Source organism: Microbacterium sp. zg-Y625 (genome assembly GCF_030246925.1).
Classification (GTDB): domain Bacteria; phylum Actinomycetota; class Actinomycetes; order Actinomycetales; family Microbacteriaceae; genus Microbacterium; species Microbacterium jiangjiandongii.
In genome coordinates, this window is sequence record NZ_CP126740.1 from 3,125,504 (window position 1) to 3,146,321 (window position 20,818).

Annotated in this window: 18 protein-coding genes; 7 read left to right on the forward strand and 11 right to left on the reverse strand. The window is 68.9% G+C overall.

What is annotated here, in order from left to right:
* The 6 genes from QNO14_RS14595 to QNO14_RS14620 all read right to left on the reverse strand — a co-directional run bounded on the left by QNO14_RS14595 (position 1) and on the right by QNO14_RS14620 (position 7,178).
* Positions 1–1,515: an ABC transporter substrate-binding protein gene (locus QNO14_RS14595; RefSeq protein ID WP_257494508.1), complete on the reverse strand. Its 1,515-nt coding sequence runs from the start codon at positions 1,513–1,515 to the stop codon at positions 1–3.
* A gap of 34 nt (positions 1,516–1,549) precedes the next feature.
* Positions 1,550–2,368, reverse strand: coding sequence for an ATP-binding cassette domain-containing protein (locus QNO14_RS14600; RefSeq protein ID WP_257506429.1), 819 nt, complete (start codon positions 2,366–2,368; stop codon positions 1,550–1,552).
* Positions 2,365–3,372, reverse strand: a complete 1,008-nt coding sequence (locus QNO14_RS14605) for an ABC transporter ATP-binding protein (RefSeq protein WP_257494510.1) — start codon at positions 3,370–3,372, stop codon at positions 2,365–2,367. The genes QNO14_RS14600 and QNO14_RS14605 overlap by 4 nt, the downstream gene beginning before the upstream one ends.
* 134 nt (positions 3,373–3,506) lie before the next feature.
* Entirely contained in the window at positions 3,507–4,925 is a 1,419-nt protein-coding gene (locus QNO14_RS14610; protein ID WP_257506428.1) for an MmgE/PrpD family protein, read from the reverse strand.
* Positions 4,922–6,385 carry an FAD-dependent tricarballylate dehydrogenase TcuA gene (gene tcuA / locus QNO14_RS14615; RefSeq protein ID WP_257494512.1) on the reverse strand — a complete coding sequence of 488 codons (1,464 nt, stop codon included), beginning with the start codon at positions 6,383–6,385 and terminating at the stop codon, positions 4,922–4,924. Before tcuA ends, QNO14_RS14610 begins: the two co-directional genes overlap by 4 nt.
* 97 nt (positions 6,386–6,482) lie before the next feature.
* Positions 6,483–7,178, reverse strand: coding sequence for a GntR family transcriptional regulator (locus QNO14_RS14620; protein WP_257494513.1), 696 nt, complete (start codon positions 7,176–7,178; stop codon positions 6,483–6,485).
* A gap of 69 nt (positions 7,179–7,247) precedes the next feature.
* Between QNO14_RS14620 and QNO14_RS14625 the strand changes: the two genes are divergently transcribed.
* Both QNO14_RS14625 and QNO14_RS14630 read left to right on the forward strand, forming a co-directional pair.
* A complete protein-coding gene (locus QNO14_RS14625; RefSeq protein WP_257506427.1) occupies positions 7,248–8,021 on the forward strand; it encodes an enoyl-CoA hydratase/isomerase family protein in 774 nt (257 codons plus the stop codon).
* A gap of 107 nt (positions 8,022–8,128) precedes the next feature.
* Positions 8,129–8,830 carry a GntR family transcriptional regulator gene (locus tag QNO14_RS14630; RefSeq protein ID WP_257506426.1) on the forward strand — a complete coding sequence of 234 codons (702 nt, stop codon included), beginning with the start codon at positions 8,129–8,131 and terminating at the stop codon, positions 8,828–8,830.
* Here the strand turns inward: QNO14_RS14630 and QNO14_RS14635 are convergent.
* From QNO14_RS14635 to QNO14_RS14645, 3 genes are all read right to left on the reverse strand, one after another.
* Positions 8,815–9,348 carry a tripartite tricarboxylate transporter TctB family protein gene (locus tag QNO14_RS14635; RefSeq protein ID WP_257494516.1) on the reverse strand — a complete coding sequence of 178 codons (534 nt, stop codon included), beginning with the start codon at positions 9,346–9,348 and terminating at the stop codon, positions 8,815–8,817. The genes QNO14_RS14630 and QNO14_RS14635 overlap by 16 nt on opposite strands.
* On the reverse strand, positions 9,345–11,063 hold the full coding sequence (locus QNO14_RS14640) for a tripartite tricarboxylate transporter permease (protein WP_257506425.1): 1,719 nt from the start codon (positions 11,061–11,063) through the stop codon (positions 9,345–9,347). The genes QNO14_RS14635 and QNO14_RS14640 overlap by 4 nt, the downstream gene beginning before the upstream one ends.
* Before the next feature lie 178 nt (positions 11,064–11,241).
* The gene (locus QNO14_RS14645) at positions 11,242–12,474 is read right to left on the reverse strand and encodes an MFS transporter (RefSeq protein ID WP_257506424.1); all 1,233 of its coding nucleotides are present in this window, start codon (positions 12,472–12,474) and stop codon (positions 11,242–11,244) included.
* 137 nt (positions 12,475–12,611) lie between these two features.
* Between QNO14_RS14645 and QNO14_RS14650 the strand changes: the two genes are divergently transcribed.
* From QNO14_RS14650 to QNO14_RS14670, 5 genes are all read left to right on the forward strand, one after another.
* Positions 12,612–13,748: a type 2 periplasmic-binding domain-containing protein gene (locus tag QNO14_RS14650; protein WP_257506423.1), complete on the forward strand. Its 1,137-nt coding sequence runs from the start codon at positions 12,612–12,614 to the stop codon at positions 13,746–13,748.
* A gap of 208 nt (positions 13,749–13,956) precedes the next feature.
* Positions 13,957–15,180 carry a CaiB/BaiF CoA transferase family protein gene (locus QNO14_RS14655; RefSeq protein ID WP_257506422.1) on the forward strand — a complete coding sequence of 408 codons (1,224 nt, stop codon included), beginning with the start codon at positions 13,957–13,959 and terminating at the stop codon, positions 15,178–15,180.
* A complete protein-coding gene (locus tag QNO14_RS14660; protein ID WP_257506421.1) occupies positions 15,177–16,349 on the forward strand; it encodes a CaiB/BaiF CoA transferase family protein in 1,173 nt (390 codons plus the stop codon). Before QNO14_RS14655 ends, QNO14_RS14660 begins: the two co-directional genes overlap by 4 nt.
* 22 nt (positions 16,350–16,371) lie before the next feature.
* Entirely contained in the window at positions 16,372–17,529 is a 1,158-nt protein-coding gene (locus QNO14_RS14665; protein ID WP_257494522.1) for a thiolase family protein, read from the forward strand.
* A gap of 8 nt (positions 17,530–17,537) precedes the next feature.
* Positions 17,538–17,951 (forward strand): Zn-ribbon domain-containing OB-fold protein, encoded by a 414-nt coding sequence (locus QNO14_RS14670; RefSeq protein WP_257494523.1) that lies wholly within the window; start codon positions 17,538–17,540, stop codon positions 17,949–17,951.
* 55 nt (positions 17,952–18,006) lie between these two features.
* On the opposite strand, the gene QNO14_RS14675 is transcribed toward QNO14_RS14670, so the two are convergent.
* On the reverse strand, positions 18,007–19,437 hold the full coding sequence (locus QNO14_RS14675) for an MmgE/PrpD family protein (protein WP_257506420.1): 1,431 nt from the start codon (positions 19,435–19,437) through the stop codon (positions 18,007–18,009).
* Positions 19,434–20,816 carry an MmgE/PrpD family protein gene (locus QNO14_RS14680; protein WP_257506419.1) on the reverse strand — a complete coding sequence of 461 codons (1,383 nt, stop codon included), beginning with the start codon at positions 20,814–20,816 and terminating at the stop codon, positions 19,434–19,436. Before QNO14_RS14680 ends, QNO14_RS14675 begins: the two co-directional genes overlap by 4 nt.
* Positions 20,817–20,818: the final 2 nt, after the last annotated feature.

Sequence of the window (20,818 nt, forward strand, 5' to 3'; positions counted from 1 at the left end):
TCACTCCTTCAACTCGACGCCGGTGACGTTGAACTGCCCGATCGGCGAGGGGACGAAGCCCTTGACCGACGTGGAGACGCCGTAGATCTGGTCGGGGTTGACGATGGGCACCCACGGGGAGTCATCCATCAGCGTCTCGATGAGCGGCTCGTAGTACTCGTTCGCCGCGTCCATGTCGGGGACGTGGCTGAACGCGGTGTCGATGAGCTGGTCGACCTCGGGCGAGGTGTAGCCGGTGAACACCTGCGACTCGCGCGTCGAGCTGTGGAAGTGCTGACGCCAGATCTCGTCGCACGTGCCGCGACCGGCACCCCAGCTGGCGAGGTACAGCTCGCTCTCGCCCGCGTTGATGCGGGCGAGGTAGGCGCCGTCCTCCATCGAGTTGACGTTGACCTTCAGCCCGGCCGCGCGCAGCTGGCCGGCGACCGCCTCGGCGACGTACTTCTCGCTCTCGACGGTGTCGAGCGTCACGGCGGGAAGCTCGCTGAGGACCTTCGACGCCTTCTCGGGGTCGAAGTCGTAGCCCTCGAAGTCGGGGTTGTAGCAGTTCATGTTCTGGAACGCCGGCTGGTTCAGCGGCTCCGCGCCGCCCTCGAAGACCGCCTCGGCGATCTCCTTCTGGTTGACCGCGTGCTGCATCGCCTGGCGGACGCGCTTGTCGGCGAACTGGCCGCGCTCGACCTGCATCCCCAGGTGCCAGACCTCGGTGCCCGAGGCGGAGACGGCCTCGGTGCTGCCGAACAGCGTCGCGGCCAGGTCCGCGGGCACGTTGCCGATGATGTGTGCCTCGCCCGACTGCAGCGCCGCGATGCGGCTCGCCGTCTCGGGGATGACCTTGATCACGAGGCGCTCGACCTTGGCCACCTCGCCGAAATAGTCCTCGTTGCGCTCCAGGATGATGCCGCGTCCCGGGTTGTCGCTGACGAAGACGAACGGGCCGGTGCCGATCGGGCTCTTCGCGAACTCCTCAGGACCGACCTCCTCCATATAGCCGGGCGCGGCCATCTCGATGTAGGCGAGCGCGAGGGGGAAGGCCCCGTCGCGCTGCGAGGTGTGGAAGTTGACGGTGTGCTCGTCGACGACCTCGACGCTGTCGAGGGTGACCACGAGAGAACGTCGCGGCGACGCCGTCTCGGGGTCGAGGATGCGGTCGAAGTTGTACTTCACTGCGGCGGCGTCGAAGACCTCGCCGTTGGTGAAGGTGACGTCGTCCCGCAGCTTCACCTGCCAGGTGGTGTCCGACACCATCTCCCACTCGGTGGCGAGAGCGGGGATGACCTGCAGGTCGTTGTCGAGCTCCACCAGGGGGGTCATGATCTGCCGCACGACGTACTGCGTCGCCCGCCCTCGGAAAGCGGCCGGGTCGAACGTCTGCACCGCTTCCGTCTGGGCGATGACCAGCTCCGTGCCCTGCACCGACCCGCCGGCCTGGCCCGATCCGCCCGCACAGGAGGTGAGCACCAGCGCGAGGCCGGCCAGGCCCACGGCGATCGCCCGCGCGGGCGTGCGGGTCATCCTGGAGCGTCGTTGCTTCTGGGGATTCACTGTCTTACCTTCCGTTCTCGACCCGAAGTCGCGATCGTCGCGGATCGGGCTCGGGATGCGCGTTGATGAGCTCTTGCGTGTACTCCGCGGTGGGCGAGGTGAGCACTCTGGTCGCATCGCCCTGCTCGACGACCTGCCCGTTGCGCATCACGCAGACGTCGTCGCAGAACTGCTCCACCACAGCAAGGTCATGCGACACCATGAGGTACGTCATGCCCAGCTCTCGCTGCAGGTCCTGGAGGAGCGTCAGGATCTGCGCCTGGATGGACACGTCGAGCGCCGAGACCGGCTCGTCGAGGATGAGCAGCTTCGGTGCCACGGCCAGCGCGCGGGCAATCGCGATGCGCTGGCGCTGACCACCGGAGAACTCGTGGGGGAACTTCTCGGCGGCAGAGCCGGGCAGCCCGCACATCTCCAGCAGCTCCGCGACCCGGGCGCGGCGCTGCGCCGCATCACCGAGCCCGTGCGTCAGGATGCCCTCAGCGACGAGCGATCCTACGCGCCACCGCGGGTTCAGCGAAGAGCCCGGATCCTGGAACACGATCTGGATGTCGCGCGTCACCTGGGCGGCGTCCTTGCGCGAGAGCTTGACGATGTCCTTGCCGTGCCAGAGGATCTGCCCGCTGTCCGGGGTCAGCAGCCGGCACACCATGCGGGCCGTCGTCGACTTGCCCGACCCGGATTCGCCGATCAGGCCCATCGTCGTCCCCTCGCGCACCGAGAGCGAGACATCGTTCACCGCGTGGACGGCCGACTTCTTGGCGAAGAGGCCACCCGCTCGGAACACCTTGTCGAGGTTGCGGACGTCGAGTGCGATGGTCATCGGAGTACCTCTTCTGCCAGGAACGACCGCTGCGGGAGCGGGTTGAAGCAGCGCACGATGCTGGCACCGACCTGCTCCGGTTGCGGCAGCTGCTGGTGGCACACGGGTGTCACCGAGGCGCAGCGGTTCGCGAACGGGCAGGACCGCGCCTCCCCGACGACGGGCACTGCCTGCCCCGGAATCGGGCGCAGCGCGGACTTCTGTCCGCGCTTGGGCAGCGTGTCCAGCAGCGCCTTGGTGTAGGGATGCCGCGGCTCGTCGAAGAGGTCGAAGATCCCGGCCTTCTCGGCGACGATGCCGCCGTAGAGCACGACCACGCGGTCGCAGGTCTGCGCCACGACCCCGAGGTCATGCGTGATGAGGACGACGGCGGCATTGCGGTCGCGGCAGACCTTCTGCAGCAGCTCGAGGATGCGCTTCTGCACGGTCACGTCAAGGGCGCTCGTCGGCTCGTCGGCGATGATGATGTCGGGGTCGCCGATCAGCGCGACCGCGATCGCGACGCGCTGGCGCATGCCACCGGAGAGCTGGTGGGGGTAGGCGTCGAGCCGGGACTTCGCGTCGCGGATCTGGACCTCCTCGAGGATCTCGAGGGCGCGCTGGCGCGCTTGGGCCTTCGTCGCCTGGGGATTCGCCGCGCGGTACGCCTCGATGAGCTGGTACCCGACCGTGTACACCGGGTCCAATGCCGTCAGCGCGTCCTGGAAGATGTAGCCGATGCGACGGCCGCGCACCTTGCGCATGTGGGAGCGGGATGCCTCCACGAGGTTGTGTCCGTCGAACTCGATGCGCCCCGAGACCTTGGCGTTCTTGGCGAGCAAGCCGACGATGGCTTTCGCGGTCGCGCTCTTACCGGCGCCGGACTCGCCGACGACGCCGAGGAACTCCCCCTTGCGCAGCTCGAACGATGTGTCGACGACCGCATTGACCGCGCCGAACTGCACCCGGAGCCCCTCGACCCGGAGGATCGTCTCGGATCCGCCTTGCTGAGTCGGTAACTTCATCGTTTCCACTCCCATCGTCAGGAATGCAGGCTGCGCCATCGCCCGAAAGCCCGACCGACCTACTAGATATAAACTATAGAATACTGGATATGCGGGTCGCCGTATGTTTTATTTCGGCGACCCGCCTCCAGGCTTCAGTCGAGGTCCGCGAGTGCGGGCTCGACGGGTGCTGCCAGCAGTTCCGAGAGCGCCGCGGCGGGCGTGTCCGGGCCCGCCGTCAGCACGAAGTCCTCGATCGCCGCCAGTCGCTCATCGGTGACGAGGCCACCCACCAGGCCGCGGAACTTCGTCCTGACGCCCTCCCCGTCGAAGTCGCGATCCTGCGGGGGCGTCGTCTGCATCGTGCGGACCGAGCCGTCCGTCAGACGGATCTCGACATCGGTGACGAACCGCCGCGGACGCCCGAGGTCGTCGATGCGCGGGTCGTGGACCACGTCGATGCGGCGCATCAGGTCCCAGACCTCCGGTCGGGCGAGCGACGCCCCGGAGAACTGCTCGACGTAGGCTGCGCCGTCGAGCAGCGCGACCGCCGTCGCGAAACGCAGGTTCATCTGGGCACTGAGCGGCGCTCCGGGCGGCTCCATCTCCCAGGAGGTGCGCCGCGCGACGCTCTCGCTCACGCCGATGCGGATGCTCTGGACATCGTCTGCCCGCAGGCCCGCCGCGCGCTGCTCGACCATCGCGTCGATCGTCGAGTGCAGCATGATGAGGCATGCGTGCCGCTTGATGCCGATGGTCTTGAGGATCCACTCCTCACCGAGCCCGTCGGTGAGCTTGGTGAAGTCCGCCTCGCCGGCATCGCCCAGGATCGCCGCAGCGAGCCCTCCGTAGGGATGCTCGATGACCGACTCCGTGCCGACGAAGCCCCGGCTGGCCAGTGCGGCACCCACCAGACCCGACTGTGCGGCCATGCCGTGGTGCATGCGCTTGACCATCGATTTGTACTGCGCCGACATGAGGCCGCTGGCCCGCGTCACCGAGTTGCCGATGGCGCTCTCCATCTGCGCGGCATCCAGCCCGAACACCGAACCGGCGGCGACAGCCGACGCGGCCGTGCCGTAGACCGAGCCGGTGTGCCACCCGATCGTGCTCAGCCGGCCACCGCCCATCGCCATGCCCACGCGCGGCCCGACCTCGTAGCCCACCGTGAAGGCGCGCAGCAGATCGCCCACCGTGGCATCCGGATGGATGTCTGCCGCGGCCATCGCCGCCGTGACGACGACGGCGGATGAGTGCAGGGCACCGTGCGCGTGGAAGTCGTCCAGCTCGAAACCCTGCACGAACGTGCCGTTCAGCAGCGCCGCGCTGGAGGGTGAGACGCTCTTGCCCCACCCCCACAGCGTCGCGCCGGTGCCCGACTCGACGAGGGCGAGGGCCTCGACCGCCTTACGCGCCCACGGAAGCTTGGCGCCCACCAGCCCGCAGGCGATGCCGTCCAGCAGCAGCAACCGCGTGCGCTCGACCACATCGGTGGGGATGTCGGCGTACTCGAGGCCCGAGGCGAATTCCGCCACCGCCCGGGTGACCCGCAGGTCGGTCGCGAGGGTCGTCATCGCCCTGCCTCGGTGGCGGCGTGCGCACCGGCACGGCCACCAAACACGACGTTCCGCGTCATGCCACTGGTCGAGGGGTAGTTGTGGTAGAACATGCCGACGATGTCGCCGTTGGCGTAGAGACCCTTGATCGGCTTCTGCGAGGTGTTGAGCACCTGGCCGTCGGCGTTCGTCTTGACGCCGCCGAAGCTGAAGGTGATCGCTCCGGTGACGGCGTAGGCGAGGAAGGGACCCTTCTCGATCGGCAGCGCCCAGTTGCTGTGGGGCGGCACCAGGCCCTGCGCGTTGCGGCCGTCCTCGACCGTCGGGTCGTAGGTGACTGCGACGTTGACGGAGTCGTTGTACTCCGACACGGTGCGCTCCAGCGCAACGGGGTCGATCCCGATCTTCTCGGCGAGCTCGGCGATCGAGTCGGCCTGGTAGGGCGTTGCCGAGCGGTACGCGTCAGGGAACAGCGCCGTGGCCTGCTGGTCGTAGATCTGGTACGCGATGCCGTCTGGCTGCCGCGACACGGCCCAGCCGGTCTTGGCGTAGGTGTAGGTGCGGTGGCGCTCGGACTCGTCGAAGAACCGCTCGCCGTTCGTGTTCACGGAGATGCCGTACGGGTACGCGTAGCGGTTGACCTTGTTGTCGACCTCGACGTTGGGCGCGCTCGCGTCGATGGGCGAGGCGTGACCGCCCTGCCACTGCCCGGACGTGTCCGCACCCAGCTGGACGGCCATGTCCAGCACCTCGCCGGTGTTGTGCCGGCTGCCGCGCACCTTCATGAGGTCCGAGCCCGGGGGCAGGTAGCGGGCGCGACGCTCGGCGCTGGCCTGGAAGCCACCACTGGCGAGGATGACCGCCTTCGCCTCGATCTCGGTGCGCCCATCGGGTCCGTCGACGACGACGCCGTGCACCCGGTTGGAGTCGCCCAGGATGCCGGAGACGCGGGTGCCCGTGCGCAGCTCGATGCCGAGTTCGTCACCGATCTTGATCCACTGCTCGACGAGCCCGAGGCCGCCGCCGACCGGGCCGAGAACGGTGCCCGGGGGGAACTCGAGGATGCCGTCGCGATCGACCGGCGTCTGCCAGGCCAGCCACTTGTGACCGAGCTCGGTCATCCAGTCGATGGCGTCGCGGGAGTCCTCGACCAGGGTGCGGGCGAGCTCCGGGTCCATCAGACCCTTGGTGACGCGGTTGAGGTCGCTCGCGAAGTCTTCCTTCGTGTACGGGCGCACCTTGAAGCGACCCTTGAGCTCCTCCTGCTGATCGGAGTTGAGCAGCTCGAAGAGGTCGTCCGTGCCGTTGTGCACGACCCGGAAGCCCATCTTCGAAAATCGGCAGTTGCCGCCCACCTCATCGCGCGGCGCCTTCTCGATGACGAGGACCCGCTCTGCGCCGGCATGGCTGGCGGCGACCGCCGCCGCGTACCCTGCGCTGGCTCCGCCGACGACGACAACGTCGTACTTCTCACTCATTTCGCCTCCAAGGGTGGCCGACTTCGTCGATCGACCGCTCCGTCATGTATAGCATATAAAAAGCATTCTATATGTTATACATCGGCGAATAAGGAACTCAGTCGGCCTTCAGGCGCGACAGCCGCTCGCGATAGGCGTCGAAGACGTGCCCGCCCATGAGTTCGCCGGCCCGGGCGGCATCCCCCTTCTCAATGGCGGCGACGATCTCGTCGTGCGCGTGGAGGAACTCCGAGACCGACTCCGCGCTGTCCCACTGGCTCTGCGACGTCGGGATCGCCGTCTTCCACAGCGGGCGCACGACGCGATCCGCGATGTAGGGCGCCCCCGCGCGCATGACGGCGAGATGGAATTCCCGGTTCAGCTGAGACAGCCGCTCTGCACTCTGGCCCGCCGTGACGGCAGCCTTGAGCTCTTCGTGCTTGCGCTTCACATCACCGAGGGCGTCCGCGTCATTGCGTTCGACAGCGAGTTCGGCGAGCAGCTTCTCGACCTCCACGCGGAAGCGGTACAGGGCGTACAGATCCTCCTCCGCCATGGTGTTGACCGTCGCGCCGCGATGGGGCGAGTAGCTGACGGCCCCCTCGGCTTCGAGCTGCCGCAGCGCTTCGCGCACCGGGGTGGCGCTCACGCCGTAGCGCGCGCTGATGTCGCCCTGTCTGATCTGTGTGCCCGGCTGGATCGCCCCATCAGCCAGTTCCTGCCGCAGCCGCTGCAGGACGTACTCGGCTTTGCTCAGTGGTCTATCGAAAGATTCCGCCCGTCCGGCCCCAGCCTCGGGTTCGCGTGTGCTCATCCGCACAACTTACCTCACGGTATAGGATGCAGATATTATCTATATTGTATATATCTCTGGAGGATCAGCATGACCGTGCACCTGAGCGTTGACAGTGGCGTCGCGTGGGTCACCCTCGACCGCCCCGAGGCCCTGAACGCCCTTGACGCGGCGACACGCGCCGAGTTGCGGGTGATCTACCGGAGGATCTCCGAGGACACGGGAATCCGGGTCGCCGTCCTGACCGGCGCGGGCGAGAAGTCCTTCTGCACCGGCGCGGACCTCAAGTCGGCGCCGGCCGCGGCGGAGAGCCTCGTCGTCCAGGAGTTCGGCGGCCAGAGCGACCATCTGCTCTCGGACTTCCCCACCGACAAGCCCACCATCTGCGCGATCAACGGCTACGCCCTGGGCGGCGGGCTCGAGATCGCCCTGCGGGCGGACATCCGCATCGCGTCATCCAACGCCAGCTTCGGGCTGCCCGAGGTGCGCATCGGCAGCATTCCGGGCAGCGCCGGCACGCAACTCCTCCCCCGCGTGGTCGGCGTGCCGAACGCCATGAAGCTCATCCTCACCGGCGAGCGCATCGACGCCGAGGAAGCACTGCGGATCGGTCTCGTCCAGGAGGTCGTCCCGCTCGACCGGCTGAAGGACCGGGCATCCGAGCTCGCGCTCGCCATCGCGGCGAACGGCCCGCTCGCGGTGTCGGCGGCGAGGAAGCTCGTCGGGATGTCACTCGACGTGCCCCTCGAGGCGGGGATCGCCGCGGAGCGCTACGCCTTCGGCCTGCTCCGCGACACGGAGGACCGCGCGGAGGGCCGACGCGCCTTCGCCGAGAAGCGCCCCCCGCGATTCGTCGGGCGCTGACCGACTGATTCGACGAAACGCGGGGCGTCCACCCGCCGATCGGCTCACCGGGACTCATCGTGGATTCTGCCGACGAGGGCAAGAACTGCTGATCGAGGAAGCTGCCGATGGACGCACCGATCGACCGAGGAAGCGCCGACCAACGGCCGCTCAGCAAAGCGGAGTACGTCTTCCAGCGATTGCGCAGGGAACTGCAGGAAGGCACCATTCCCCCGGGGGCGCAGGTACGCCAGACCGAGATCAGTTCCCGCTACGGCGTGAGCGCCACCCCCGTTCGCGAAGCCCTGCGCCGGCTCGAGGCCGACGGCATGGTCGACTACGCCCCGCACCGGGGCGCAACGGTCACAGAGATGCCGAAGCGCGACGTTCGGGGCCTCTACCTCTTCCGTGCTGAGGTCGAGGGTCTCCTCGCGCGGTTGGCTGCCGAACGCGCCGATGCCACGACGGTGAGCGCCCTGCGGACAGCTCACGACGAGCTGCGCAGACTGGTCCGGCACGCAGCGGGCGCAGAGGCGCTCTCGTCCGCGAACCGCGAGTTCCATCTCGCGGTGATGCGCGCCGGCTCCCCCTACATCGCCGACGACATCATGCGGCCACTCTGGGAGAAGGCGATCCCGAGCTCAGCGAGCATGTGGGACGACCCCGACCGCGTGGAGCGGTTCCTGAGGGAGCACGAGGCCGTGCTGGCAGCGGTGGAAGCCGGACGCGGGCAGGAAGCCGGAGACCTCATGGCCGAGCATGTGCGAGTCGCCCTGCGGGAGCGAACGGCGCGCAACCGCAACCCCGCCTCTCCTCACAGCCCGATGTAGAACACTCCCTCGGGCAGGGGAATGACGAGCACCCGTGCGAGTGCGTAGACGATCGCCGTGCCGACCACGCCGGCGATGAGCGAGGTCCACCACCGCATCTTCGCTCCGATGATGAGCGTCACCGTGAGGAACACCAGTGCGGCAACCAGGTACCCGACGAGGGCCATGATGCCGATGAAGCCCAGGACGATGCCGAACCAGAGCAGACCCCGGCGCAGCACGCTCGACGGGGTCATGTCGGCCACCTGGTAGTCGTATGCGGCAGCGCTGTACTCGCCTCCGCGCACCATGATCAAGATCTCCCTGGCCAAGACGATCGTGCCGATGATCACGATCCCGAAGGAGATGTAGAGCGGGAAGCGACGTGCGACCTCCGAGAAGCCCGAGGCACCGACGGCACCGAAGACGCCGATGAAGACGACGATGGCCGCCAGGGCGATCCGCAACACGCTCGTCGTGAGGCCTTCGGGCGCGGTCTCGCTCGCTTCATCTGTGACGATCTCGCTCGGAGCGGTCATGACGGGTCCTTTCTCGTGGAGCCGGCGCCGTCGGGCGTGCCGGGAAGATCGTTGTCCACCGATGTCGCGGAGGCATCTCGCGCATCGTCGTCACGTTCCTCGGTCGCGACGGCCCCCGGTCCGGCGTGGGCGAGTGACGCACGTGCCCTGCGGCGCTGACGCGCGGTGCGCAGCGTCTTCACCGTGGCGGTCGGCGGCAACGCCGCCGCGCGCTCGGCGACATCATGCTCGATCTTGTTCGGGACGAGCGCGATCTTGCGCTGCTGCAGAGCCCCGAAGACGACCGCCGCTGCGAGGATGACCGCCAGGATCAGCACGCTGGGACGCGTGAGCCACTCGAACCCGAAACGGCTGATGCTGACCGTGAAGTACCGCTCCGACGCCGGACCGAGGACGAACCCGATCAGCAAGGGGATTCGCGGCCACTGCAGCTGCTTCATCACGAAGGCGATGAGCCCGAGGATGAGGACCACCGCGATGTCCGCCCAGTTCCGGGTGGTCTGGTAGGCCGCGAGGATGATCACGATGACGAGGAACGGAGCAACCCGGCGAGCCGGCACGATGGTCATCAGCGAGATCGGACGCGCGAGCAGGATGCACAGGCCGGTGCCGATCACGGTGGCGATGGCCAGGGTCCAGACGATCGTGAGGAGGAAGGGCATGTTCTCCTCCTCGAGCATCGACGGCCCCGGCTGCACGCCCATCAGCACCAGCGCGCCGAGGATGATCGCCGTCGTGCCACCGCTGGGAATGCCGAACAGCATGGTCGGGACCATGTTGCCGCCCTCGGACGCGTTGTTGCCGGCCTCGGGCGCGATCACGCCTCGGACATCGCCGCGCCCGAACCGGTTGTCCTTGCGGATGGTGCTCGCCGCGAGCCCGTAGCAGAGCCAGTTGATGACGGCGCCGCCGATGCCGGGGATCATCCCCAGCACCGACCCGATCGTCGAACCCTGGATCACCAGGCGCCAGTTCTTGAGCGTGTCGCGCATGCCCTCGGCGATGCCGCCGTTGAGCTTCGCTGCATCCTTCGCGATCTTCTTGTTCTCCACGAAGAGCTCGATGATCTCCGGGATCGCGAAGGCGCCGAGGGCGATCAGCACGAGGCCGAATCCGCCGTAGAGGTAGCCGATGTCGAACGTGAACCGAAGGTCCGTCGACGCGGGGGCGATGCCGACGGTGCTGATGAGCATGCCGAGCAGCCCCGCGAGGACGCCCTTGAGCGGTGCTCCCTTGCTGAGGATGGCGACGAGGCTGAGCCCGATCAGGGTCATCATGAACAGCTCGGGAGACCCGAACGACAGCACGATGGGCCGCGCGATGGGAAGGACGGCGAACAGCACGGCGGCCCCGAAGAGCCCGCCGATCATCGAGGCGAAGAAGCCGGCGCCGAGGGCGCGCCCGGCCTGCCCCTTTCTCGCCATGGGATAGCCGTCCATGATCGTCGCCTGACCTCCCGCACTGCCTGGAAGGCCGATCAGGACGGCGGGGAAGGTATCGCCGGTGTGCATCACCGCGACCATTCCGATCATCAGGGCGATGCCTGTGTAGGGGTCCATGCCGTAGATGAAGGGCAGCAGCAGCGACATGCCGACAACGCCGCCGATGCCCGGCACGAATCCGAGGAAGAGTCCGAGGAGCACCCCGAGGAGCAACCAGACCATGCGCTCGAGAGTGAAGATCTGCGTGAGCGCTTCGAGCGCTGCTTCAAGCACGGGGCCACCACCCGGCGGCTGACGCGTGGTGGGTGACCGGGCCGCTCACCGCGGCCTCGGTCGCGACGCTGGGAGTTCGTGACGGCATGGGCATTCTCCAGAATCTCGTTCGCAACATTGCGTACCCGACGGACGTGTGCACCACTGCACCGGACCGCCGACTGGAGACTATTACCTTTTATATATTCTGTACAGTGTCATCTGTCGGCGGCTCGTGGTCATCCGGGCCATCGATGTCCCAGGAGGCGCTGGCGCTGGCCACCGCACTGACACCCAGGGCGACGGCCGACAGGATGAGGCTGCGCGAACTGGAAGATCCCAGGAACGCCAGTGGAGTGGACAGCACGCCGATGCCGAGCGGAAGCACCACCTGCACCAGACGGTTGGACATCATCCGCAGCCCGAGGGCAGCGCCTCGACTCGCAGGCGCGACCACGCTGGCGACCCACGTCAGGGTGAGAGGCTGCACCAGACCGAAGCCGAACCCGATCACGACCATCGCCACCGTTGCGCCCCAGAAATCGAGGGCCGGCAGGAGCGCGAAGGCACCTGCGCCGGCTCCGGTGGATCCGACGATCAGGGTGCGGCGAGAGATGCGGCGCGCCAGTGCGGCCAGGCCCAGACGGCTCACGAGGGATACCGCGCCACGCGTCGCGAGCAGAACGCCCGCCGCGGAACGCGAGACGCCGTTCTCCGCCGCCCAGAGGGGGAGGAACACCGCAAGCAGATCCAGGCACGCCAGCACGACGCCGCTGGCGACGAACGCCACCGGCATCCCCGGTATCCGCAGGATCCTTGCGCTTCCCCGGCCGCGCGCTTCGCGGACGTGAGGCACCGCGGTCCGCAGACGGACGCCGACGATCACACCACCCGACCCGACGGCGGCAGAGACGCCCAGCAGGATGAGCAGCCCCGTGGCGGTGGCACCGGTGGACACGAGGCCGGGGAGCGCCAGCGCGAGAAGCGGACCGAGGACTTGCCCCACCGAGGTGCCCGCCGTCAGCCATCCGAAGACGCTGTCGAGCTGCGACGGCGTGCGATCCCTGGCTACCGCCGACTGCAGCGCCACGACCGCGAGAATCTGCCCGATGCCGAACGCCGACGCGCTCACGATGAGGACCGGAAGCGAGACCGCCAGCGCCGCCGCCGTCACGGATGCCGGAAGCAGCACACACGCGAGGATGATCACCGGGCCGGGCCCGATGCGATCGATCAGCCTCCCACCGGGCAGCGCGAGGACGAGCGCCCCGAAAGCGAAAGCGGATGCGAGCAGACCGATCTCGAAGGCCGAGGCACCCATCTCGACCGCCCGGTAACCCGCGAGCGGCCTCAGCCCATGACTGAGCACCGCCGTGCCTGCCATGACGCCGACGAGCCCCCAGGGCACGGCGCCTTCGACGGTGCGGACCATCGCGCTCCTCGCCCTGCGATCCTCAGGTAGTTGTTATTATGTGCTCTATATCTTACGGTCTACACAATCTACGACGAAGTAGAGGCGCCCGACCAGGGCGACCGCAGACCCTGCACGACTCAGAGCCGAGGAGAACCATGACCACCCCTTCCCGACGCGCGCATCACGCCCGCCGCGCACTCGCCGTCATCGCCGGCATCGGAACCGTCTCACTCCTCCTGGCCGGCTGCACCCGCCCTTCCGCCGCGCGGGACACCGACGACCCCGCCGAGTTCTTCGAGGGTCAGACCATTCGGTGGATCGTCCCCTTCGAGGCGGGCGGCGGCACCGACACCTCCGCGCGTGCACTCGTGCCGATTCTCACGGAGCACCTCCCCGGCAACCCGAAGATCCAGATCGAGAACATCGAAGGCGGCAACGGGGTTCTCGGCACGAACGAGTTCGCGAAGACCGACGCGGACGGGCTCACGATCCTCATGACGTCCTCGTCCACCAACACCGCCGTGCTGTTCGGCGACCCGGCTGTGCAGTTCGACTACAACGACTTCACCCCCATCGCCGGCGTCCCCGCCGGCGGAACCCAGTACGTTGCGCCGTCCACGGGCGTGACGGACCCCCTGAGTCTGCTCGACACCACGAACCCGCTGATCTACGGCGGCATCACGCCCGGCGGTGGAGAGTTCCCGCGCATTCTGGGAATGGATCTGCTCGGCCTGGACGTCGAGCACGTGTGGGGCTACCAGTCGCGGAGCGCGGTGCAGATCGCCTTCAGCCAGGGCGAGGTCACGATCGACGGACAGTCGACCGCTGCCTACCTCGAGTCCATCGCACCCCTCGTCGATCGAGGCGAGGCCACCCCCGTCTACTCCATCGGATTCATGGAGGGCGACGAGCTCGTGCGCGACTCCGCCTTCCCCGAGCTGCCGCACGCCGTCGAACTCTATGAGCAGAAGCACGGCACGCTTCCCGACCCGGACATGCTCGAGGCCTACAAGTTCCTCGTCCTCATCGGGCAGAACCTGCAGAAGCAGCTGTGGATCCGCGACGGCGCCCCCGAGGTCGCCGTCGAGGCATTCCAGCAGGCCTTCATCGACATGCAGAAGGACCCCGATTTCGAGGCCGTGCGCGACGCGCTCGGTGGCTACGACCTGCTGGTGGGCGAGTCCCTCGAATCCGACGTCGCCGCGGCGCTCTACGACCCTCCCCAGGAGATCATCGACTGGCTCGCGGAGTACGCCAAGCGCGAGTACGGCGCCGACCTGTCGCGAGGCTGATCCGAGCACCCGCTCCGACGGCGCACCCCGCCCCGCCTGTCGATGGTCGCCCCGCCATCGGCAGGCGGTGTGCGTTTGCGCCTCTTTCACCGTCCCGTGCCGCGCGGCAGTGCGCCAGCTCACGCGGCGGGACCAGCAGGCCGTGCTCGCTTTCCGGTTCTGTATTGTATAGAGTATATTTATCTTGCTCAGTGAGGAGGAGTGCGCGATGACGACACCCACGGTGCCTGCGGGCGCACTCGAAGGACTGCGCGTCCTCGACCTCGGCGGGGAGATCGCGAACTACTGCGGCCGCCTGTTCGCCCAGCTCGGAGCGGACGTCATCCTCGTCGAGCCCTCGGGGGGATCGAGCTATCGCCGCGCCCATCCCGTCACCGCGGCCGGTTCGAGCCTTCGCTTCGCCTACGACAACGTCGACAAGCGGTCGATCGGCGTCGACCTCGCCACGAACGCGGGCCGCGACGTGCTGACGCGCCTCGCCGGCTCGGCCGACCTGCTGCTGGATGACCGGACACAGCACGATCTCGGCGCAGGCGGATTCGCCCATGGCTCGCTCGGGACGATGTTCCCCTCGCTGACGACCACGGTGATCACTCCCTTCGGCCTCACGGGTCCGTATGCGCACTTCGCGGCGACGGATGCCACGTGCATGGCCTTCGGCGGCATGCTCTGGCTGGGCGGCTACGCCGACGGCCCGCCGGTGCAGCCGGCCGGCAACCAGTCGTTCCGGGCGGGGAGTCTCTTCGGCGCGGTCGCGTCGATGGCGGCGCTGCTGGCCGGCGAGGACGGGCAGGGCGAGCTCATCGACGTGTCCGTGCAGGAGTGCGTCTCGCTCGGTCTCGAGAACGCGATCCAGTTCTACGACCTGGAAGGGCACGTGCGGCGGCGCCACGGCGGCGCGCAGAAGCAGGCCGGCTTCGGCGTGTTCCCCTGCGCCGACGGCTTCGTCTTCCTCATCGCCGCCGGCATCGGCGGCAACCGGTTCTGGCCGAACTTCGTCGAGTGGATGGCGGCGGAGTCCGTCGCCGACGCCCACGTCCTCGACGAGGAGCGCTGGGGGGACCGGGGGTTCGTGGAGAGCACGGAGGGCAAGGACCTCTTCTGGTCGGTGTTCACGCCGTACTCCTCAGAGCGCACCAAGGAAGAACTGCTGCAGGCGGCGATCCGCTGGAACGTGCCGCTGTCACCCGTGATGACGATGTCGGAGGTGCACCGGTCCGAGCAGCTGCGCGCCCGGGAGTTCTTCGCGCCGATGGCGGTCGACTCGACCGAGGCCGACGCACCGGGTGCCCCCTACCGGCTGGACGAGACCCCGTGGCGGCACCGGCGCCCCGCGCCGAGCCTCGGTCAGCACACCGACGACATCCTGGCGGAGCTCGGGTTGTCCGCTACGGCCATCGACGCACTCCGCCGCGACGGAGGGATCGCATGAGACGTCCACTGACGGGTGTGCGCGTCATCGACTTCAGCTGGGTCGGCGCGGGGTCGTACGCGACGAAGATCCTCGCCGATCTGGGCGCCGAGGTCATCAAGATCGAGAGCACGAAGAAGGTCGACGGCATCCGCCTGAGCCCGCCGTTCGCCGGCGGACGAAGCGGCGTGAACCGCAGCGGCTACTTCGCCGACCGCAACACGAGCAAGCGCAGCATGCTGCTCAACCTCAAGGAGCCGGCCGCCGTCGACCTCGCCCTGAAGCTGATCGCGCAGGCGGAACTGGTCTGCAACAACTTCTCCGCCGGGGTGATGGAGCGCCTGGGCCTCGGCTACGAGGCGGTGTCCGAGGTCAACCCCCGCATCGTCTACCTCTCCATGTCGATGAACGGAGCCACGGGACCGGAACGCCACGCCCGTGGGTACGGCGCGATGATGAGCGCGATCACCGGGCTGCACCACTTGAGTGGCATCCCGGGCCTCACCCCGACGGGCACGGGCACGAACTACCCGGACCACATCCCCAATCCCGGCCACGCGGCCTTCGCCATGCTGGCCGCCCTGCGCCACAGCCGCCGCACCGGCCGCGGCCAGCGGATCGACATGGCCCAGACCGAGGCCATGCTCGCCACGCTGGGCGCGGAGCTGCTGGACTGGACCGCCAACGGCAACGACCGCGCCCCGCTGGGCAACAGCGGCGAAGGGCTCTACTGGCAGGACGTGCTGCCCACGGCGGGTGACGACGACTGGATCGCCATCTCGACGCCGACCCCACGCGAGTGGGAGGTGCTGCTGGCGACGCTCGGCGTCGCAGCCGGAGCCCCCGCGGTGCGCCGCGACGAGGTCGCCGCCGCCGTCGCCGCGCGAAACAACCACGAACTGGCCCACGCGTTGCAGGCCGGCGGCGTCGCCGCCGCGCCGGTGCTGTCCCCGCCCGAGGTCATCGCCGACCCGCAGCTGGAGCACCGGGAGCACTGGCGCGTCCTCGAGCACCCCGAGATGGGGCGCTCCCTCTACAACGGCCAACCGTTCCGGTTCGCTCGCCACGAGGTGCAGCCGACCACGCCGGCGCCGCTCCTCGGACAGCACACCGACGAGATCTGCGAGGAGCTGCTGGGGCTGAGCCCGCAGCAGATCGCGCACCTGCGCACGACGGACGTCCTCAGCTAGACACCAGCGGGAGAAGGAGAACATGGCTCGCACACCACGCGCGACAGCGATCATCGGCATCGGACAGACCGACTGGAGCGGGGACTGGAGGAGGGTCCGCAACGGCGAGAAGCCGGCGGACTCGGTCGGCTACGCCGCACAGGCCTTCCAGGACGCGCTGCGCGACTCCGGCATCCCGAAGAGCGACATCGACGGCCTCATCGTCGGACCGACGACGGCGTACGAGCGGATGGGCGAGGTGCTCGGCCTGAACGTCCGCTGGGGCGGCCAGGCCGACGCCGTGCAGGCGATCCTCCAGGCCCAGATGGCGATCGAGAGCGGCTACGCCAAGGTCATCGCGCTGGTGTACGGCAACGACCAGAGGTCGGCCGGCACGCAGTACGGCGGCCCGAGCGCGATGGGAGGGCAGTCCTTCCTCTCGTACGTCTACCACTCCCCCTGGGGCATGACCTCGCAGGGTGCGCTGTACGCCCTCACCCTGCGTCGCTACCAGCATGAGCGCGGGCTCTCGGAAGCGGACATGGGACAGGTCGCGGTCGCGCAGCGCGCGTGGGCGACCATGAACGACGCCGCCATCCAGCGCAAGCCCATCACGGTCGACGACTACCTGCAGTCGCGGTACGTGTGCGAGCCGCTGCACGTCTTCGACTACTGCCTCGTCAACGACGGCGGCGTCGCCCTCATCATCGCGGATGCCGAATACGCCGAGCGGATGCGACCGGACCCGGTCTACATCCTCGGCACCGGCCGGTCGGACCTGAACACCGGAGCGACGAGCCTCGAACCGCGGCTGACCGACTACTACCTGCCGGCGCAGCAGCAGGCGGGGACGGCGTCGTACGAGATGGCCGGCATCGGGCCGGACGACATGGACGTCATGCTCGCGTACGACAGCTTCTCGGTGCATGTGCCCCTCGCCCTCGAGGGCTACGGCTACTGCGACGTCGGCGGTGTCGCTCAGTTCTTGACGGAGAAGGGCATCGGCCCCGGTGGGGCGCTTCCGGTGAACACCCACGGCGGCCACCTCTCGGAGTCGTACATGCAGGGCTGGAACCACCAGCTCGAGGCCGTGCGCCAGCTGCGCGGTGAGGCGGGATCCCGACAGATCCCGGGTGCGCAGACCGTTCACTACACCTCTGATGTCGCCGGCAAATGCATGTCGGTCATCTACGGACGATAGGAGATCCCATGGATATCGCTCCCACCCCCGCACCCGTTCCCCTCGTCCACGACATCCCGTTCTGGGATTCGGTGAAGCAGAAGGACCTGAAGCTGCAGCGCTGTGCCGATTGCGGCCAGTTCCGATACCCGGCAGGACCGATCTGCGCCGAGTGCAACTCCGAGCAGGCCACCTGGGAGCGGGTGAGCGGCAAGGGCACGATCCTCAGCTGGGTGGTGTTCCACAAGACCTACCTGCCCGCCTACCCGGCGCCGCACACCGTCATCGCGGTGCGCCTCGACGAGGGACCCATCATGATCAGCAACCTCGAAGGCCCCGAGCCGGAGGGCTCGTGGATCGACGAGCGGGTCTCGCTGCGCTACAGCACGATGCCCGACGGCGTGGTGCTGCCGCGCTTCGAACTGGACCGCGCCGCGTCCTGAATCCGCAGACCCAGAGGAGGGGTGGATGCCGCACACGCGGCATCCACCCCTCTGCTCATTCAGGGAGCGTCAGTCGCACCAGGTCGCGGGCGAGCCGGGCGTCGTCGCTCAGGATCAGATCGCGCAGCGCCGCCGAACGCGCGGCATCGAGGTGCGGCTGCACGCAGTTGTCGAACTTCGCGATGATCTTCTCGGCGGGGAGCATGCGCCCGGGTTCCCGGCCCGACGCCACCGGCGTCGTGCGCTGAAGCGTGCGCCCGTCGGTGGTCCGCACGGTCACCGAGGCCACATACCGGTCGGCGACCGAGGTGTCGGGGGCGTCGATGTCGGCCACCACGGTCTTCGCGAGCATCGCGACGGCCTCGTCGGAGCGGTGGGCGGCGTCGGCGAAGTCGGTCAGCGTGACGGTGCCGCTGCGCAGCGCCCGGCCCACGGTGTACTGCACGCTGAATTTGGCGTCCAGCTCGCTGGCCGGGTTCGGACGATCCACGTGCCCTCGCCGCTTCGGGTGCAGCCGGATGAGCACCTCCTCGATCTCGTCGCACGCCAGCGGACCGAGGGCGGCGGCGGACTCGATCGCGGAATGCGTGCTGCCGCAGCACGGGTACTGCTTGATGATGATGCCGGGGTGCAGCAGTGCCCACTCGACCCCGAGACCCTCGATCGCATCGGCGACCGGCATCACCGCCGGATCCTTGCGCTCGAACACCCGCGCGTACCCCTGCGCGTGCTCGAACGCGTTCTCGCGTCCCGTCGCGCCGGCTCTCGCCAACAAGGTCGCCTGCACGCCCGATGCCGCGGCCCGCCCCACCTGCAGCGGTTTCGCCGAGGTGCCGAACGACGCCTTGATCCCGCTGGAGAACGCCGCCGCGAGGCTGAGGCTCGCCTGCGTACGCTCGGCGTCGAGCCCCAGCAGGCGGGCCGTGGCCGCCGCGGCGCCGAACACGCCGATCGTCGCGCTGGGGTGCCACCCGAGGTCGTAGTGGTCGGGGTTGAGGATGCGACCCAGCCGCGCGGCCGCTTCGACGCCCACCGCGTAGGCGTCGACGACGTCGCCGATCGGCCCGCCGAACCGCTCGGCGACCGCCAGGACGGCCGGGAAGATCACGGCCGTCGGATGACCTGCCATATCGCCCTGCGAGTCATCGAAGTCGAGCAGGTGGGCGCTGAAGGAATTGACGAAGGCGGCATCCGACACCGAAGCGCTGCCGCGCCGTCCGATGAGCGCCGATCGGCCGTCCGGCTCGACCTCGTCGATGAACGGAGCGACCTGATCGAAGTCGGGGCTCGTCCGCGCGCCGATCGTCGTTCCGACGGTGTCGAGGATCGCCAGCCGCGCCACGGCGCGCGCCGCGTCCGGGATGACGAGATCGTCTGAGGCGACCCATCGGGCGAGTCTCGTGAACAGGGGGGCGTCGGTGGGCGTGGCCGCGGCGTGCATGGTCTCCTTTCGCGACGGCGATGCCGCCGTGGTGTCTCCGCTCACTCCGACAGGGCGGAAGTCAGCGCCTGCAGATCGTCGCCGCGCCACGCCTGCTCCAGCGCCTCGTCGACGCGCGCCGCGCCGAGGACCGGCAGGGCGAGGGTCCGGAACTTGTCCTCGATGTCGGCGTCGCTGAGCGGATTTTCCGGTTCCCCGAGCGGGTGGTGCACCCGCGCGCGCACGACTGCTCCGCCCTGCAGGGTGATCTCCACCTCGGCGGCCCGCTCCCGCGGATACGCGGACTGCGCCGCCTCGTCGAGGTGCACCGTGACGCGCTGCGCGAGCGCCTGCACGTCCGGGTCGCCGAGACGATCCGGCTCGAAGGTGCGGAGGTCGACCGTGCCGTGCAGGAGGGCGGCCGAGACGGCGAACGGCAGGCTGAACTGCGCCTGCATGACGGTGGTGGGGTCGCGTCTGTCCAGCCGGGCGGCGAGCTCGAACGTGCCGACGCGGATCCGCTCGATCCGAGAACGATCGTCGCCGACGAGGACACGCAGCTGTCGCGCCGCGTCGATCGCCCCGTGCAGGTGGCGACAGCACGGGTAGGGCTTGACGTAGGTGCGCAACGCGCGCCACGAGCTGCCGAGCCCGTCCAGCAGCACATCCGGCTTCCACTCCCCCCGGGCGAAGGCCGCGAAGTACCCGTCCTTCCCCTCGAGGATCGTGTGGGGCCCGAAAACGCCCGCCGCGGCGAGCTCGGCACACATCACGCCCTCGCGCGCAGCCTTGCCGGTGTGCAGTCGCTTCACCTCGGAGCCGTGCGCATGGTATTCGCGCAGCCCTCCGGCGGAGGATCCGGCCAGGCCCAGCGCGCCGGACATCTGCTCCGGCGACAGCCGCAGCAGGTGGCCGACGGCCGCCGTCGCGCCGAACACGCCGGCCGCGGGGGTGTTGTGGAAGCCCGCCCGCAGCACGCTCGGGTGCCCCGCCTCGGCGATGCGGGTGGTGACCTCCACGCCCACGACCGCTGCGGCGGCGACGTCGTCGATGCCGGCGCCCCGCGCTTCGCCGACGGCGAGCACGGCGGGCACGACGCACCCGCCGGGGTGCACGGACCCTGGGGTGTAGCCGTCGTCGAGCTCGAGACCGTGGGCGGCCGCGCCATTGACGTAGGCGGCGGCCGTGGCGGTGAGGCGCGGACCGCCGATGACCGTGGCCGCGCGGCCCGGTTCGGCGGCACGGAAGTGCTCGCGCAGCGTGCGGGACAGCTCTGTCCGGCTGCCGGCCGACGCTGCGGCGAGGTAGTCGATGATCATCCGGCGCCCGTGGTGGACCAGCTCGGGTGGCAGGTCGGCGCCGCTGGCCCACGCGGCGATGGTCCGCGTCGCGGATGCCCTCGGGTCCGGCGCGGCCACCGGGGGTGTGGGGGTCGCCGATGACATGA

Excerpts from the sequence above, each read along its gene's own strand:
- QNO14_RS14595 (WP_257494508.1), bottom strand. The coding sequence starts at position 1,515 with ATGACCCGCACGCCCGCGCGGGCGATCGCCGTGGGCCTGGCCGGCCTC.
- QNO14_RS14600 (WP_257506429.1), bottom strand. The coding sequence starts at position 2,368 with ATGACCATCGCACTCGACGTCCGCAACCTCGACAAGGTGTTCCGAGCG.
- QNO14_RS14605 (WP_257494510.1), bottom strand. The coding sequence starts at position 3,372 with ATGAAGTTACCGACTCAGCAAGGCGGATCCGAGACGATCCTCCGGGTC.
- QNO14_RS14610 (WP_257506428.1), bottom strand. The coding sequence starts at position 4,925 with ATGACGACCCTCGCGACCGACCTGCGGGTCACCCGGGCGGTGGCGGAA.
- tcuA (WP_257494512.1), bottom strand. The coding sequence starts at position 6,385 with ATGAGTGAGAAGTACGACGTTGTCGTCGTCGGCGGAGCCAGCGCAGGG.
- QNO14_RS14620 (WP_257494513.1), bottom strand. The coding sequence starts at position 7,178 with ATGAGCACACGCGAACCCGAGGCTGGGGCCGGACGGGCGGAATCTTTC.
- QNO14_RS14625 (WP_257506427.1), top strand. The coding sequence starts at position 7,248 with ATGACCGTGCACCTGAGCGTTGACAGTGGCGTCGCGTGGGTCACCCTC.
- QNO14_RS14630 (WP_257506426.1), top strand. The coding sequence starts at position 8,129 with ATGGACGCACCGATCGACCGAGGAAGCGCCGACCAACGGCCGCTCAGC.
- QNO14_RS14635 (WP_257494516.1), bottom strand. The coding sequence starts at position 9,348 with ATGACCGCTCCGAGCGAGATCGTCACAGATGAAGCGAGCGAGACCGCG.
- QNO14_RS14645 (WP_257506424.1), bottom strand. The coding sequence starts at position 12,474 with ATGGTCCGCACCGTCGAAGGCGCCGTGCCCTGGGGGCTCGTCGGCGTC.
- QNO14_RS14650 (WP_257506423.1), top strand. The coding sequence starts at position 12,612 with ATGACCACCCCTTCCCGACGCGCGCATCACGCCCGCCGCGCACTCGCC.
- QNO14_RS14655 (WP_257506422.1), top strand. The coding sequence starts at position 13,957 with ATGACGACACCCACGGTGCCTGCGGGCGCACTCGAAGGACTGCGCGTC.
- QNO14_RS14660 (WP_257506421.1), top strand. The coding sequence starts at position 15,177 with ATGAGACGTCCACTGACGGGTGTGCGCGTCATCGACTTCAGCTGGGTC.
- QNO14_RS14665 (WP_257494522.1), top strand. The coding sequence starts at position 16,372 with ATGGCTCGCACACCACGCGCGACAGCGATCATCGGCATCGGACAGACC.
- QNO14_RS14670 (WP_257494523.1), top strand. The coding sequence starts at position 17,538 with ATGGATATCGCTCCCACCCCCGCACCCGTTCCCCTCGTCCACGACATC.
- QNO14_RS14680 (WP_257506419.1), bottom strand. The coding sequence starts at position 20,816 with ATGTCATCGGCGACCCCCACACCCCCGGTGGCCGCGCCGGACCCGAGG.